General features: G+C 72.3%; 13 protein-coding genes. 6 read left to right on the forward strand and 7 right to left on the reverse strand.

The features are described 5' to 3' along the window. Positions 1-12 precede the first annotated feature (12 nt). A complete protein-coding gene (locus ABEE00_RS20865) occupies positions 13-1,065 on the reverse strand; it encodes a CobW family GTP-binding protein (protein WP_345747112.1) in 1,053 nt (350 codons plus the stop codon). After that, entirely contained in the window at positions 1,062-2,597 is a 1,536-nt protein-coding gene (locus ABEE00_RS20870; RefSeq protein WP_345747113.1) for an amidohydrolase family protein, read from the reverse strand. The genes ABEE00_RS20865 and ABEE00_RS20870 overlap by 4 nt, the downstream gene beginning before the upstream one ends. A 300-nt stretch (positions 2,598-2,897) precedes the next feature. On the opposite strand from ABEE00_RS20870, the gene ABEE00_RS20875 reads away from it, so the two are divergent. The 5 genes from ABEE00_RS20875 (at position 2,898) to ABEE00_RS20895 (ending at position 10,097) form a co-directional block, all read left to right on the forward strand. Further along, on the forward strand, positions 2,898-4,367 hold the full coding sequence (locus ABEE00_RS20875; protein ID WP_345747114.1) for a nucleobase:cation symporter-2 family protein: 1,470 nt from the start codon (positions 2,898-2,900) through the stop codon (positions 4,365-4,367). 109 nt (positions 4,368-4,476) lie between these two features. Then, positions 4,477-5,196 carry a GntR family transcriptional regulator gene (locus ABEE00_RS20880; RefSeq protein WP_345747115.1) on the forward strand — a complete coding sequence of 240 codons (720 nt, stop codon included), beginning with the start codon at positions 4,477-4,479 and terminating at the stop codon, positions 5,194-5,196. 81 nt (positions 5,197-5,277) lie between these two features. Then, positions 5,278-7,587: a molybdopterin cofactor-binding domain-containing protein gene (locus tag ABEE00_RS20885; protein ID WP_451918630.1), complete on the forward strand. Its 2,310-nt coding sequence runs from the start codon at positions 5,278-5,280 to the stop codon at positions 7,585-7,587. Between the two features lie 84 nt (positions 7,588-7,671). Next, positions 7,672-8,571: an amidohydrolase family protein gene (locus ABEE00_RS20890; RefSeq protein WP_345747116.1), complete on the forward strand. Its 900-nt coding sequence runs from the start codon at positions 7,672-7,674 to the stop codon at positions 8,569-8,571. Between the two features lie 137 nt (positions 8,572-8,708). Further along, entirely contained in the window at positions 8,709-10,097 is a 1,389-nt protein-coding gene (locus tag ABEE00_RS20895; RefSeq protein WP_345747117.1) for a UbiD family decarboxylase, read from the forward strand. Positions 10,098-10,156: 59 nt separating this feature from the next. Here the strand turns inward: ABEE00_RS20895 and ABEE00_RS20900 are convergent, their stop codons facing one another. From ABEE00_RS20900 to ABEE00_RS20920, 5 genes are all read right to left on the reverse strand, one after another. Beyond that, complete coding sequence (locus tag ABEE00_RS20900) at positions 10,157-10,957, reverse strand: hypothetical protein (RefSeq protein ID WP_345747118.1); 801 nt, start codon at positions 10,955-10,957, stop codon at positions 10,157-10,159. 267 nt (positions 10,958-11,224) lie between these two features. Then, entirely contained in the window at positions 11,225-11,791 is a 567-nt protein-coding gene (locus tag ABEE00_RS20905) for a hypothetical protein (protein WP_345747119.1), read from the reverse strand. Between the two features lie 104 nt (positions 11,792-11,895). Continuing rightward, entirely contained in the window at positions 11,896-12,576 is a 681-nt protein-coding gene (locus tag ABEE00_RS20910) for an N-acetylmannosamine-6-phosphate 2-epimerase (RefSeq protein ID WP_345747120.1), read from the reverse strand. Positions 12,577-12,643: 67 nt separating this feature from the next. After that, positions 12,644-13,645: an ROK family protein gene (locus tag ABEE00_RS20915; RefSeq protein WP_345747121.1), complete on the reverse strand. Its 1,002-nt coding sequence runs from the start codon at positions 13,643-13,645 to the stop codon at positions 12,644-12,646. After that, positions 13,642-14,349, reverse strand: coding sequence for a GntR family transcriptional regulator (locus ABEE00_RS20920; RefSeq protein WP_345747122.1), 708 nt, complete (start codon positions 14,347-14,349; stop codon positions 13,642-13,644). The genes ABEE00_RS20915 and ABEE00_RS20920 overlap by 4 nt, the downstream gene beginning before the upstream one ends. A gap of 315 nt (positions 14,350-14,664) precedes the next feature. Between ABEE00_RS20920 and ABEE00_RS20925 the strand changes: the two genes are divergently transcribed. Then, on the forward strand, positions 14,665-16,050 hold the full coding sequence (locus ABEE00_RS20925) for a sugar porter family MFS transporter (RefSeq protein ID WP_345747123.1): 1,386 nt from the start codon (positions 14,665-14,667) through the stop codon (positions 16,048-16,050). Positions 16,051-16,079: the final 29 nt, after the last annotated feature.

Here is a 16,079-nt window from a genome sequence, read left to right on the forward strand (position 1 = left end):
CCCGGGCCTTGGCTACACCGGCTGCCGTGCCGTGCAGTCGCGCAGCCCCCTCCTCAGCTCCTCCTCGTCCAGGTCGCGGCCGATGAGCACGAGCTTGCCGTGGCGCGGCTCGCGGCCCCAGGAGGAGGCGGGCCGCAGCTCGTACAGGCGGTGCACTCCCTGGAGGACGAAGCGGCGGGGGTGGTCGTCGAGCGCGAGGATGCCCTTGATCCGGTACAGGTCATCGCCCCTGCGCTCGGTCAGCCGCGCGAGCCAGCCCTCCAAAGCGGCGCGCTCCAAGGGCTCTTCGAGCGCGATGCTGATCGCGGTGACGCCGGGGTCGTGCCGGTGCTCACGGTCCTCCAGCCAGCCGGGGTCGACGGCCATCGTGTGCGAGAGGTCGAAGGCGCCGATGCCGAGCACGGAGGTCAGGTCCAGCTCGGCGTAGCTGGAGGTGACCAGGCCCGCCGTGGCGTTGATGCGCCGCAGCCTGGCCTCGGTCTCGCGTACCCGGGCCGCGTCCACGAGGTCGGTCTTGTTCAGCACGATGCGGTCGGCCGCGGCGATCTGGTCGATCACGTGATGGCCGACGCCGTCGCCCGGGGCCGCGTCCTGACCGGTCCCCGGGTACGCGCCGAGGTGGCGGCCGATGTTCTGCGCGTCGACGAGCGTGACGATCGCGTCGAGCGTGTAGTGCGCGGCGATCTCCTCGTCCACGAAGAAGGTCTGGGCGACGGGATTGGGGTCGGCCATGCCGCTGGTCTCGATCAGCACACGGTCCACGCGGTCGCGTTCGCGCAGCCTGCGGAGGATGTCGATCAGATCCGTACGGGCCGTGCAGCACAGGCAGCAGCCGTTGGACATCTCGAAGATCTCCTCGTCGCTGCTGACGACCAGCGCGTCGTCGATGGGCACGTCGCCGAACTCGTTCTCGATCACCGCGATCCGCCGGCCGTGCTCGGCGGTGAGGATGTGGTTGACCAGCGTGGTCTTGCCGGCTCCGAGGAAACCGGTCAGCACGGTCACCGGCGTCTTCTCACCCACGGAGGCCCGGTCGCTCGCCGCGGTCTGCTCGCTGCTGTTCATCGGTGTCCTCCTGCGGGGGAACGGGGCGTGGCGGTGGGTGCGGTGGTGCTGTCCGGCGTACGCGGTGTCCGGGTCGTACGCGGCATCCGGGGCTCATCGGCCGCCCTCTCCCCGTCGAGGGGCCGCGCGATCCCGGCACGCGCGAGCAGCTCCTCCGACCGGTGCTGGGCCTCCTCAGCGGCGGCCCCCTCGTCCACGTACAGGCAGCGGCCGCCTCGTTGCACCACCCGTCCGTCGACGATCGTTGTCAGGACGTCGGAGGGCCTGGCCGCGTACACGAGGGTGCTCTCCAGGTCGTGCAGCGGCCGCAGATGGGGCTTCTGGAGGTCCACGACGATCACGTCGGCGAGGCGTCCGGGCTCCAGGACCCCCGCGTCGATCCCGGCGTGCCGCGCGCCCTCGCGGGTGGCGAGTTCGAGTGCCTCGCGTGCCCGTACGACGGTCGGGTCTAGGGTGCGCAGGCGCTGCGCGTACACGGCCTGCTTCATGCACTCGAACATGTCCTGCCGGTGCCCGCAGCCGGGACCGTCGGTGCCGAGCGCCAAGGGCACGCCGCGGTCGCGGAGTTCGCGCAGGCGGATCGTGCCGGAGGCGAGGTACGCGTTCGAGGACGGGTTGTGCGCGATGCCCGCGTGGGACTCCGCCACCTGGTCGATCTCCTCGTCGGACAGCCATACGCCGTGGGCCAGGGTGGCTCGCGCGTCCAACAGGCCCTGCTGCGCGAGCCATTGGACGGGCCGTACGCCGTAGGTCTCGGTGTAGCCGCGCGGGTCCTCGCTGCTCTCGCAGCAGTGGGTGTGCCAGCGGGTGCCGAGCTCGGCGGCCAGCTCGACGCTCGCGCGCACCAGATCCTGTTCCACGTAAGTGAGGTTGAGCGGCGCGGGCCAGACCTCCACCGTCGAACCCGGCGGCCGGGCGCGCACGGCCTCCCGGGTGATCTCCAGCTCCTCGGCGGCTGAGTACCGGAAGAGCTCCTTGGGCTGGCCGCGCCGGGCCGCCAGCTCGGTGGGCTGCCCCACGATGCCGCGCGCCACGGCCCCGCGCAGCCCTGCTTCCTCGATCACCCCGGCCACGGCGAGGGTGGTGTCCAGGTCGGAGGGCGCGTAGTGGTTGTCGATCACCGTGGTGATGCCCGCGCGCAGCGCCTCGGCGGCCGCGAGCCGCGCACCGGCCACCGCGTCCCGGCCGGTCATGGCGATGGAGTAGGGCCACATGAACTCGCACAGCCACGGCACGATGGACATGCCTTCGCCGAGCCCGCGCGCCAGCGCCTGGTAGAGGTGGGTGTGGCCGTCCACGAAGCCGGGGAGCACGGCACACCCCGTACAGTCGACGACTTCGCGGGCGCGCCAGTGCGCGAGCTCGTGCGCCGGGCCGACCGCGACGATCCGGTTGCCGGTGACGGCCACGGCGCCGGGGCGGTGGAGGGTGTGCCGGCCGTCGACGGTGACGACCGCTCCCCCGGTGACGAGCAGGTCGCAGGACGGGGCTTCCGTAGCAGGCGTGTTGGGCGTAGCTGACCTGGCAGACATGCCGCTCCTTCGCTTGTGACGACCCGTCACCACTGGCGCGGCCGTCTCGCTGCCCAAAACATGTAATGCGGCGGCAACGAGCAGTGTCAACACCCGGAACATCGCCGAACTAGGCTCCGTACAGCGGGCATTGAAGGTGCGGACGCGTGGCCTCCGATGGCATGACGCCTGGTCAGCACCCCGTGAGAAAGCAGGAATTCCCCACCGCCTTGACAGCGGTGGGCTGGCCTTTATGTTGCACGCAATGTGCATGGCGCGGCAGGGACGCCCACCGCCCCGGCGGTGGAGAGAGGAACTCGCATGCTCCACCTGCGCAAAGACCGCTCCGACCGGCCGCCGCCCACCGCGCGGAGCCGGGACGCCGTCGACGAGGTGCCCTCGCTGTGGCGGCTGGTGCTGTACGGGTTTCAGCACGTGCTCGCCTTCTACGCCGGCGCCGTGGTGATGCCGCTGCTGGTGGCGCAGGGCATCGGCCTGAAGGGCGCCGACATCGCCGCGATGATCAACGCCTCGCTGCTGGCCTGCGGCATCGCCACCCTCATCCAGTCGGTGGGGCTCCCGGGGATCGGCATCAGGCTGCCCGTCGTGCAGGGCATGTCCACCACGGCCGTGCCCTCGCTCATCTCGGTCGGGCTCGCGGCGGGCGGCGCGCGGGCCGGGCTGCCCACGGTGTTCGGCGCGGTGATCGCCGCCGGGGCCGCCACCTTCGTGATCGCGCCGCTCTTCAGCCGGCTGATGCGCTACTTCCCGCCCGTCGTCACCGGCACCATCGTGCTCGTCGTCGGCATCACGCTGCTGGCCGTGGCCGCACGGCAGGTCGGCGGCGGCGACGAGCAGGCCAGGGACTTCGCGACGCCGGTCCATCTCGGGCTGGCCGCCGTGACGTTGGCGGTCATCGTGCTGCTGCACAAGGTCTCGCGCGGCTTCCTGGCGACCGTCGCCATCTGCATCGGCCTGGGCGCGGGCACGGTGGTGGCGGTGCTCGGCGGGTACACGGACTTCTCCGGGATCCCGGGCGCCGACTGGGTCGGGGTGGCCGCGCCGCTGCACTACGGGACGCCGCGGTGGGACACCATGGCGGTGCTGTCCGTGCTGCTCGTGATGCTGATCATCGCGATCGAGAGCATCGGCCAGTTCTTCGCCGTGGGCCGGATCGTGGAGCGGGAGGTCGACGGCCGCCAGGTGGTGCGGGCACTGCGCGCCGACGGGCTCGCGACGGTGGCGGCGGGTTTCCTCAACTCCTTCCCCACCACGGTGTATTCGCAGAACATCGGCCTGCTGCGGCTGACCCGCGTGAAGAGCCGCTGGGTCGTGGCGGCGGCCGGGGCGCTGATGCTCCTGCTCGGGCTGATGCCCAAGGTGGGAGCGGTGATCGCCGCGGTGCCCGCCTCGGTGCTGGGCGGCGCGACGCTCGTGCTGTTCGGGACCATCGCGGTGGTGGGGGTGCAGATCCTGCGCCAGGCCGACCTGGGCGACCAGCGCAACACGGTGCTGGTCGCGGCCAGCATCGGCATCGGCTTCCTGCCCACGGCGTATCCGCAGTTCGCCGAGCACATGCCGGGCAAGCAGCTCCCCGCGATCTTCGAGAGCGGCATCATCCTGGGCACGCTCTCGGCCTTCCTGCTCAACCTCTTCTTCCATCGGTTGCGCATGCCGGGGAGGGGCGCGGGAGGAGGAGACGAGGGCGAAAGTGAGGCCGCGCATACGCCGGATTCGGCGGACCGCACCGCGGCGCGGAACGAAGCGGAGGCTCCAACTCCCCTGCCTTAGACGAGCGTTGGTCTCTCCCGGGTATTGACCGGCTTCCGAGATTACATGCAACATGCTCAGCAACCTCGGAGCAGCGAGGGACGACAGCAGGAGAAACCGGAGACAGACCATGTCGAGTGAGAGGGCCGTCAATCCCATCGCGGGCGGCAGCCTGCTGGCGGAGCGGGCGTACGAGGAGATGAAGGGCGCCGTGCTCGCCAACCGCCTGCGACCTGGCGACGCCCTGTCGGTGCCCGCGCTGGCCACCCAGATGGGCATCAGCCGCAGCCCCGTACGGGAGGCCGTGCAGCGGCTGATCCACGACGGCCTGGCCACCCACACCCCGCACCGCGGGGCGGTCGTCGCGACCGTCGACCTCGACGACGTACGGCAGCTCTACGCGGTGCGGGAGGTCATGGAGGGGCTGGCCGCCCGGCTGGCGACCGAGCGGCTGGACGCCACGAAGGTCGCCGAGCTGCGCGGACTGCTGGAGGAGCACGAGGAGTTGATGTCCTCCGGGTACGACGAGCAGCGGCACACCGAGATGGACATGGCCTATCACCGGCTGATCCGCGAGGTCGCCGGCAACACCCACCTCTCGGACGCGCTCGGCAACATCACCGGCAAGGCGCATCTGGCGCTGCACTCGCTGTGGCGCAGCCCCGAGGCCGCGCGGCTGGCGGTGGAGGAGCACCGGCGCATCTTCGAGGCGATGACGACCGGCGACCCCGACGCCGCCGAGCAGGCCGCGCGCGAGCACGTGCGGCGGCTGCGGGTGCGGCTGGCCCAGGCGGTGGCGCCGGGCCCGGAGGAAGCGGGCCGCGGCGGCCGGGTCCGCCCCGTCACCTAGGGGCACCCCGCACCCGGCCTCGCGCCCGGGCCTGAGCGTGCTGCATGCAATATGCGCCACCCCGAAGGGAAGTGACCGCACGTGAGCACCGCCGCCAGTCCCGCCACCGACACCGCTACCACCGCCACCGGGACCCGGGAGCCCTCCGCCATCACCGACGGCGTGGGCAGCGACGCGCTGCGCCCCGACGGCACGCTCAAGGTGCGGGGCGCCTTCGCCTACTCCTCCGACATGCAGTGGGACGGCATGGTGTGGGGCGCCACCCTGCGCAGCCCCCACCCCTCGGCGCGCATCCTGCGCCTCGGCACCGCCCGCGCGCTGGCGCTCCCCGGGGTGGTCGCCGTCCTCACCCACCGCGATGTGCCGGGCCGACCGCTGTACGGGATGAAGGTCGCCGATCAGCCGGTGCTCGCCGCCGACCGGGTCCGCTACCAGGGCGAACCGGTGGCCCTGGTCGCCGCCGACCACCCCGAGACGGCGCGCCGCGCCCTCGACCTGATCGACGTGGAGTACGAGGAGCTGCCCGCGCTCACCGACCCCGAGGAGGCCGTCAGGGGCGCGGGCCCGCTGGTGCACGCCGAGCGCGTGGACGGGCGCAGCGGCAACGTCGTACGCCATGTCCGCATCCGGCACGGCGACATGGCCCGCGCCGAGAAGCTGGCCGAGGTGACGGCGTCCGGGGTGTACGAGGTCGGCATGCAGGACCAGGCGTTCCTGGGACCCGAATCCGGGCTCGCGATACCGGCCGAGGACGGCGGCGTCGACGTCTTCGTCTCCACCCAGTGGCTGCACGACGACCACCGGCAGATGGTCGCGGCGCTCGGCCTGCCCCCGGAGAAGGTGCGGCTGACCCTCGCCGGCGTGGGCGGCGCCTTCGGCGGGCGGGAGGACGTGTCGGTGCAGATCCACGCCGCGCTGCTCGCGCTGCGCACGGGGCGCCCGGTGAAGATGAGCTACCACCGCGAGGAGTCCTTCTTCGGCCACGTACACCGGCATCCGGCGAAGATGTGGTTCGAGCACGGCGCGACCGCGGCCGGTGAACTCGTCTACGTGAAGGCGCGGCTGCTCTTCGACGGCGGCGCCTACACCTCGACCTCGCAGGTCGTGATCGCCAACGGCTCCTATTTCGCCGCCGGCGCCTACGAGGTGCCGCACGCCGAGATCGACGGCTTCTCGGTGTTCACCAACAACCCGCCCTGCGGCGCGATGCGCGGCTTCGGGGCCGTCCAGTCCTGTTACGGCGTCGAGTCCAACCTCGACAGGCTGGCCCGCGAACTGGGCCTCGACCCGCTGGAGTTGCGGCTGCGCAACGCGCTGAACACCGGCACCGTGCTGCCCACGGGCCAGGCCGTCGACGGCCCCGCGCCGGCCGCCGAGCTGCTGCGCCGCCTGCGCGACCGGCCCCTGCCGCCCGCTGCCGATCCGGGCAGCAACCCCTTCGACCTGCCGGGCGGCCTCAACAACACCACCCACGGCGAGTCCGTCGTACGGGGCGTCGGCTATGCCATCGGCGTGAAGGCCATCGGCTTCTCCGGCGGCGTCGACGACCGCTCGCGGGCGCGGGTGCGGCTGTCCCTGGTGGGTGACGAGCCACTGGTGGAGATCCACACCGCGGCCGCCGAGTGCGGCCAGGGCATCGTCACCGTGCAGGCGCAGATCGCCCGCACCGAACTGGGCGTGCAGCGCGTGGTGGTGCTCCCCGCCGACACCGCGGCCGGGGACGCCGGCTCCTCCTCCGCCTCCCGCATCACGTGGATGAGCGGCGGCGCCGTACAGGGCGCGTGCAAGGCCGTACGGGAAAAACTGACCGCCCTGGGGGACGGGCCCATGGCCGAACTCCTGTGGGAGCACGGCCCGTTGGAGGCGGAGTACGAGTACGCGCACCGCCCCACGCAGCCCGTCGATCCGGAGCGCGGGCAGGGCGACGCGCACATCGCCTTCGCGCTCGCCGCGCACCGCGCCGTGGTCGAGGTCGACACCGAACTCGGCCTGGTCAAGGTGGTCGAGCTGGCCACGGCGCAGGACGTGGGCAAGGCCATGAACCCGCTCGCGGTGGAGGGGCAGATCGAGGGCGGCAACGCCCAGGGCCTCGGGCTCGCGGTCATGGAGGAACTGCGGGTCGCCGAGGGGCGGGTGCGCAATCCCTCGTTCACCGACTACCTCATCCCGACGGTCGCCGACGTGCCCGCCATGCCCGTCGACCTGCTCGAACTCCCCCACCCCGACTCCCCCTACGGGCTGAACGGCGTGGGCGAGCCGCCGACCCTGTCCTCCACGCCGGCCATCGCCAACGCGCTGCGCGACGCGACGGGGTTGGAGCTGGCCAGGGTGCCGGTGCGCCCTGACGACATCGCAGGGGTGCGCCCCGACGACATCGCCGGAGGGAGGTGAGGCGGGCCCTTCCGGGTTCCCCACTGACGGAACGCGACCCAGGAAGCGAGACCCAGGAAGCGATATCCAAGAAGGGGACAGCACATGATCATCGACACGCACCTGCACCCCACCAACACCGTCGACCTGGCCTGGCGGCACTCCGGTGAGCCCTTCAACGGCGAGCGCATGCTGGAGATGATGGACAAGCCGTACGTGATCAACGGCAAGTCCCGCCGCATCGACGTCGGCTGCATCATGCCGCCGCCCGGCAACACCGTGTGGCAGGAGGGGATGCGCACGGGGCGCGAGGGCATCCGCGACTACATGGCGTACATCACCGAGCTGGTGACGACGTACCCGGACCGCTTCGTCGGGAACTTCATGTACAACCCGCGCTTCGGGCCCGAGAACGGCGCGAAGGAGCTGGAGTTCCACGTCAAGGAGTACGGCTACAAGATGCTCAAGCTCCACGCCAACATGCACGCCTACCGCCCCGACAGGGCGCTGGACTGGCTGCGTCCTGTACTGCGGGTGTGCGACGAGCTGGGCGTGATCGTGCTGATCCACACCGGCGACGGCCCGTACTCGATCCCCACGCAGTTCTACCCGATCATCCGGGAGTTCCCGAACGTCAATTTCATCCTGGCGCACTTCGGGGTGCAGACCGGCGGCGTGTACTGCTTCGAGGCCCTCTACATGATCCTCGACAGCCCGAACGTGTACGGCGAGTCCGGGTGGCTGCTCCAGTCGCGGATCGTGGAGTTCGCGCAGCAGATGGAGAAGCACCAGATGGTCTTCGGCACCGACTCGCCGCCCAACGAACCTGGCATGTGGGCACGCGAGCTGGAGGTCCTGTGCGACCCGCCGCCGCAGGGCATGAACCTCTCCGAGGACGACCTGGAGGGCTACCTCGGCAACAACATGGCCAAGCTGCTCGGGTTGAAGCCCACCCCGCCGCCGCGCGATGAGGCCGAGGCGCAGCTCCGGTTGAAGGACACGTAGGCGAGCGCGGAGGCGCCGGCGCGCGCGTGACGAGCACGCCGCCGTACGGGGGCAGCGCGCCGTCGTACGAGGGCAGGGGCTGGGGCCCGCGCAGGGTCCCAGCCCCGCAATTCCGCTGCTCAGGAGGGGAGTTCGCCATGCCGCCCAGCGACGAGACCCGTTCCCAGGACCTCCGCGGCTTCCTCGACGCCTACACCGCCCGGCACCCCGAGGACGTCCTCAGGGTCGGGGAGCGCATCCACGGCGAGGACGTCGCGGCGCTGGCCCTCGAACTGGCCGCGCGCGGGCGGGACGAGCTGCTGCTGTGCCCCGAGGTCGCGGGCCTCGCCGGCACGCCGCTGGTCACCAATGTCTTCGCCTCACGCCGCCGGGTGGCCAGCCTGCTGGGTACGGACGCGGCGGGGCTGCACGACGCGTACCAGGCCGCGGCCGCGCGCGCCGTCCCGCCCCGTGTCGTGGAGGAGGGCCCCGTGCTGGAGGAGGTCACCCGCGACGACGCCGTGGATCTGGAGGCCCTCCCCCGCATCCAGCACTTCGCCTCGGACCGCGCGCCCTATGTGACCAGCGGCATCATCGCCGTCGAGGCTCCCTCGTACGCGCAAGGGCGCTCCGGCAACCTCAGTTACCACCGGGCCATGGTGCACAGCCGCAACGAGCTGGCGACCAGCCTGCATTCACGGGGCCATCTGTGGCAGCTCCTCCAGCTCGCGGCCGACAGGGGCGAGAGGCTGCCGGTGGCCATGGTGATCGGCGCCCATCCGCTGTTCCTGCTCGCGGCGTCGGCGCGGGTGGGGCCCGCGACCGATGAACGGGACATCGCGGGCGGGCTGTTGGGCGAACCCCTGGACGCCGTACGCACCCCCGTACACGGCATCCGCGTACCGGCCGGCGCCGAGATCGTCCTGGAGGGCTACATCGATCCGGCGGGGCATGCGGAGGAGGGGCCGTTCGGCGAGTTCTCGGGTTACTCCTCGGACCGCTCCACCCACACCCTCCTCACCGTCCAGACGGTCCTGCGGCGGCGCGACGCGATGCTGCTCGACATCGTGGGCGGCAACACCGCCGAGCACCTCAACCTCGCCCGCATACCCCGCGAATCGGAGATGGCCCAGCAGCTCAAGGAGCGCTTTCCGCAGGTCGCGGCCCTGCACTACCCCACATCCGGCACCCACTTCCACGCGTACGTGGCGCTGCGCCCCGGGCGCCCTGGCCAGGCCCGCCAGGTCATGCTGGGGCTGCTGGGCTGGGACCCGTACCTCAAGACGGTCATCGCCGTGGACGAGGACGTCGACGTGACCGACGACGCGCAGGTCCTCTGGGCGACGGCCACCCACATGCAGCCGCACCGCGACGTGTTCCTCGTGGACGGCCTCCCGGGCAGCCCCCTGGACCCGTCCTCCACCCCCGACGGCACCACATCCCGCATGGCCGTGGACGCGACCCGCGCCCCGGATTTCGAGGGCTCCCGCATCGTGGTGGCGGAACGGAGCAGGGAGGCGGCGCGACGGGTGCTCGGGGCGGGGTGAGCTCACGCGCGAGGCGCGGCCCCCTCACCGCGTGCGGACCCCGGCGTGCGCCGGGCCCCTCATCCGACATCCACCAGCATCGGGCGGGCGAGCCGGTGCACCTGCTCGACCTGCCTGACCAATTCGCGCGGCACGCTGCTGACGTACCGGTCCAGTGCCTCATAGCCGGGAGAGCCGAATGCGACGCCTTGCTCCTCGGTGTCCCTGTGGCAGTCGGAGACGCTGTCGTACCTCCCCCGCAGCGCGTAGTTGGTCAGGGCCGACTGCACCATGACATCGACGAGCAGCCGGGAGTTCTTCCACTCCCGTGCGCCGAAGTCGTACTCACGCCAGCGGCGCCCCTCATGCTCCGCGAGGGCGCGCTCCGGAGCCGCCGCGTCAGCGCAGATCCATATCCACAGTGCGGAGGAGCCGATCTGCACGAACGGGAAAGCACCGGAAAGCCAGTCCCGTTGCGCCTCGAAATCCGGGGCGGTGTACCGGCGCCGGATGGCGAACCCGTTCTCCGGTGCCGTGAGGCGTTCGACCAGCCGGAGATATTCGGCGGGGCAGCTCCACAGCAGGATGAACGCTCTGGCAGCGCTGACACACGTGTCAGCGTGCAGCCCGCCCCCGGAAAAGGGAACGAAGATGAGCTGGGAATTCGTGGCCGGCTCATACAGACGCTCCAGCGCTCCCCAGTAGAGGTGCCGCCCGTCGAACCCCTCGAACCTGCGGGTCGCGAGGAGGCGGTGCAGCAGTTCCGCCGCCGGCTGCCCCGTTTCACCGCAGCGCGCGTGCAGCACACCGCGCAGCTCCAGCACCTCCAGCACGGGGACGGAGTCGGGCTCGGCTTCACGCAGCGCGGGACAGTGATCCATGCACATGCCACACTCCGTCGTTCACTGCGCCGGGGGTTCCAGAGCGGCGCGGACCTGCTCGGCGGTCATCTTCTGCAGCCGCACGGGATCCATACTCCTGCCGGGACAACCTTGGTCGTGAAGCCCCGCCGCTTCCTGAATCCGAACCTCGATCTGGCGGTCCTTTCGGCCCGCCAGAGAGAAATGACATACAGGACACTGGAATTGGTACCGTGCCCCGCCGAAACGTAGAGTCATCGTCGCACCTCATCAGCAGTCAGAGGTATGTCAGTTTCGAGCTCCGCGGCGAAACCAGAGCCATGGGTACCGCGCGGACAGCGCCCAGAGGAATTCGGCGAGCGCGCCCGTCCCCACCACCGCGCAGGCCACCCACCGCAGCACCGCGTCCGGCGCCGAGGTGCCGGGCCCGGGTGCCACGCACAGGCTCACGCCCGCGCCCAGCAGGGCCACCCCGGTGTTGTATGTGCTCACGGCCTTGTCGATGGTGGACTTCCAGAGCCCGTAGTCCCGGTGCTGCCGACTGCGCAGGGCCTCCTGGCGGTCTCCCAGGTCCTCCGTGCCCCACCACGCTTCGAGGTCGGCGACCGAGTAGAGCAGCGCCCGCGCGTGAAAGCCGTACTGGACGCTGCCCACCAGGGCCAGCACCGCGAGCGAGAGGGCCAGCATGGTGGCGCCCGGCCAGCGGAACCGGCCTCCGTCGGCTCCGATCACCCCGATCAGGGCGACGCCCGCCGAGGCCAGCAGGGGCGCGGCCACGAAGTGCGCCGCGTCGGCGGCCTGTCCGTAGCCGAGCGGAGCGGGCTTGGCCCAACGCGGTGGCTGGAACGACGACATGGCGGCCCCGGTTCACTGAGTTCCGCAGACCCTCGTTTCCTCAGTGAACTCGCTGCATGACGGCAGAGCAACATCCCTCCCCGTCCGGCCTGAGCCACCCGCCGTCAGCCCTCCATCGCCTCCGCGAAGGTCCCGGTGATCCACGTCGGCGCCGTGATCGCGGTGCCGACCACCACCGACCAGGCGCCGCGCTCCAGCATCGTGCGGGCCTGCGCGGGGGTGTGGATGCGCCCCTCGGCGATGAGGGGGATCTCCAGGCGGGCGGCGAGGCCGGTCACCAGGGGCTCGTCGGGGCCTGAGGGGGCAGCCGTGCCGCCCGTGTAGCCGGAGAGGGTCGTGCCCACCACGTCCGCGCCGTCCTCGGCGGCCCGCAGCCCCTCCTCCAGCGTGGACACGTCGGCCATCACCAGCCCTCCCGCCTGGTGCACCGCGCGCACGGTGTCCGCGAAGCTCCCGCCGTCAGGGCGCGGCCGGTCCGTGGCGTCCACGGCGACGATGTCCGCGCCCGCCTCCCGTACGGCGAGGGCGTGTTCGGCGGTCGGGGTGATGTAGACGCCCTCGCGGCCCACCTTCCACAGACCGATCAGGGGAAGGGGGCGGGGAAGCGCCTCGCGGATGGCCCGTACGTCCTCGATGCCCTCGGCGCGGATGCCCACCGCCCCGCCCTCGACCGCGGCCCGCGCCATCGCGGCCATGTGCCGCGGCCCTTCGAGCGGGGTGCCGGGGGCGGCCTGGCAGGAGACGACGAGCCCGCCGCGTATCCGGTCGAGTTCCTTGTGCTGCATGGGGGTTCCGTGTCCTTCGTCGTGGTGGGGGTGTCGGATACGAGGTACGAGATACAGCGGTGCGAGGTCAGGGCGTGGCCCACAGTGCCGCCGCTCCCGCGACCGCCGCGCCGCTGCCGAGCCGCGCGGGCAGGACGGCCACGTCGGCGCAGGCGGGCAACAGCTCGGCGCGCAGGGCCGGTTCGAGCGCGTCCCAGTAGAGCGGCCCGATGCCGGGCACGCCGCCGCCGATCACCACGGCGCCCACGCCGAGCGCGTTGACCAGCCCTCCGAGCGCGCCACCGAGGCAGGCCGCGCCCTCGGTGACCACCTGCCGGGCGAGCGCGTCCCCGGCGTGTGCGCGCTCCACGACGGCGCGGAGGTCCGGCGCAGGCGCCCCGCCGCGGCGCGCGTAGGTGCGGGTCATGCCGGGCCCGGCCGCGACCGCCTCCAGATGCCCCGTACGGCCGCAGCTGCACTCGGCACCTTCGGCCGCCGCGAGGGCCACGGGCAGGTGGCCTATCTCGCCCGCGCACGGGAACTCCCCGCGCAGCAGCTCCCCTTGGAGCACCAGCGCACCACCGATCCCCGTGCCCACGGCGGCGAACAGCACCGAGTCGCGCCCTCGCGCCGCGCCGAAGTGCAGCTCGCCGAGTGCCAGGGCGCGGGCGTCGTTGTCGACCCGCACGGGCAGCCCGAGCCGCCGCTCCAGCTCCCGCGCAGCGGGCACGCCCGCCCATCCGGCGAGCAGCGAGGTGGCCGACACGATGCGGCCGGCCGCGTGGTCCACGACCCCGCCGGTGCCCAGCCCGAGCCCGTACGGGGTGACCCCCTCGGGTACGGCGTCCAGCGCGGGCCTCAGCGCCCCGGCGACGGCGTCCAGGATCGCGGCGGCGCCCTCGCGGGCCGGTGTCGGAACGGTGTGCGGGGCATGCACCGACCCGTCGGGGCCGACGAGCCCGGTGGCGATCTTCGTGCCCCCGACATCGGCGCCCAGCGCCCAACGGCCGGTGAGGGGCGACCCGTTGGGCCCTGCCGCGGCTCGGACCGCCACACCCTCTCGGCCCGCCACACCCTGTCGCCCCGTCATGCCTGCTCCCTCCGCGCGGTGAAGCGGATCTCGTAGCGGTCGGCGCGGTAGGTGCTCAGGGTGTGCTCGGTGGGCCGGTCGCGGTCGTCGAGGCCTGTGCGGTCCACCTCCAGCGCGGGCGAATGCGGGGCCACGTCGAGAAGTCCGGCCGCGCCGGGGTCGAGGACGGTGGCGCGGATGGTCTGCTCGGCGCGCGCGAGCACCGCCCCGTACTCCTCGCTCAGCAGCCGGTACAGCGAACCGTCGAGGTCGTGGTCGAGCAGCCCGGGGAAGCGCGCGGCAGGCAGCCGCACGCTCTCCACGCACATCGGCGCCCCGTCGGCCAGCCGCAGCCGCCGCAGGTGCACGACCTCGTCCCCGGGGCTGATCCGCAGCCGCGCCCCGGTGTCCGCGCCCGCCGGACACAGCTCGGCGGCGAGGACGCGGCTGCTCGGGGTGAGCCGCCGCTCGGCCATGTCCTCGCTGAACGAGGTCAGCGACAGGCTCTTGGCGATCGCCGTGTCGGCGGTGAAGGTGCCGGCGCCCTGCACGCGGTAGATCCGCCCCGCGTCGTGCAGCGCGGAGAGCGCCTGGCGGATGGTGGAGCGGCTGACCCCGTACCGCTCGGCGAGCTCGCGTTCGGTGGGCAGCGGGCTGTGCGGCAGGGCGGCTGCGCACTCCTGCTCCAGGCGCTCCCGCACCTGATCGTGCTTGCGGCTCGCCATGCGCCCTGCCTCTCGCTGCTGCTCTGCACTGTCGGCGCTTTCGCCGATGAGCTCACAGGGTACGTACCAATGTGCGGCCGAGCAACCATCACTCCGCGCCACGGGCCAGCCCGTACGACCCCGCGAGCACACACGGAGAGCGGCGACGCACCAGACGTAGCCGCAGAGCACGGCGCCGGAATCGGTGACTCCGTACCCCTTGGCAAAGCTACGCGCCTGCGCCACAGTGGCGAGCACTCGCCGAATTGGATCGAACCAATTTGGCGCAGCACCATCAGGCAACAGCAGCACACCGCTCACGAAAAGAGCCCGCACATGAAGCCCACCACCCGCGCACCGGAGCCGGGTCAGCCCTCAGCCGCCGCCCGCAGGACACCGCCCGTCGTGTACGGGATCACGGTGGCCGCCGCGGTGGGCGGCTTCCTCTTCGGGTACGACACGGGCGTGATCGCCGGCGCCCTGCCGCATCTGACGGAGGACTTCGGGCTGACCCCGTTCACCTCCGGGGTGGTGGTCTCCGCGCTGCTGGTCGGCGCCATGATCGGCGCCTTCGGCGCGGGCCCGCTGGCGGACCGCTTCGGGCGGCGGCGACTGATCATGGCGGCCGCCGCGGTGTTCGGCGCCGGCTCGGTGATCGCGGCGCTCGCGCCGAACGCGGCGACGCTCACCGGCGCCCGCGTGGTGCTGGGGCTCGCGGTGGGCGCGGCCTCCTCGCTCGTGCCGGTCTTCATCGCCGAGACCGCTCCCCCGCACCTGCGCGGCCGCCTGGTCTCGGTCAACCAACTCCTCATCACCATCGGCATCGTGGGGGCGTACGCCGCCGGGTACGCGTTCAGCGGCTCGGGCAACTGGCGGGCGATGTTCGCGCTCGCCGTGCTGCCCTCGCTCGTGCTGTTCGGCGGCATGGCCCTGCTGCCCGAGACCCCGCGCTGGCTCGCCGGCAAGGGGCGCGAGGAGGAGGCCCTGCGGGTGCTGGCGCGGCTGCGCCCCGGCGCCGATCCGGCGGAGGAGCTGGCCGCGCTGCGCGAGACCGGCGAGGCGCCGCGCCGCGCCACGCTCTCCGCGCTGCGGCACCGCTGGCTGCGGCCCGCGTTGGTGGCGGGCGTCGGGCTCCAGATCCTGGGGCAGGCCAGCGGCATCAACACGGTGATCTACTACGCGCCCACGATCTTCGAGCGCGCCGGGATCGGCACCGCAGGCGCGACCCTGGCCACGGTCGGCGTCGGGCTCGTCAACGTGCTCTTCACGCTGGTCGGCATGGCGCTGGTGGACCGCGTGGGCCGCAAGCCGCTGCTGGCGGGCGGCGCCGCGGTGATGGCGCTCTCGCTCGCGGGCCTCGCCTCGGTCGCCGGCGGCCACGGCGGGCAGGCCGGCTATCTCGCGGTGGCCTGCGTCGCCGCCTACATCGCCGCTGCCGCCGCTGCGCTGTGCGTGGTGATCTTCATCGTCCCTGCGGAGCTGTACCCCACGCAGGTGCGCGGAACGGCGATGAGTGTGAGCCTCGCGGCGAACTGGACCATGAACTTCCTCGTCTCCCTCACCTTCCTCTCGCTGCTCCAGGCGCTGGGCGTGTCCGCCACGTTCTGGCTGTACGCGGGCATCTGCGCGCTGCTGGTGCTCTTCACCCTGCGCTGCATCCCGGAGACGAAGGGCCGCTCCCTGGAGGAGATCGAACAGGGGCTGCGGGCGGGCCGGGGGTAACGGGGGCCGGCCGCTGGTTGGTTGCCGGC

The organism is Streptomyces odontomachicola (assembly GCF_039605595.1).
Lineage (GTDB): Bacteria > Actinomycetota > Actinomycetes > Streptomycetales > Streptomycetaceae > Streptomyces.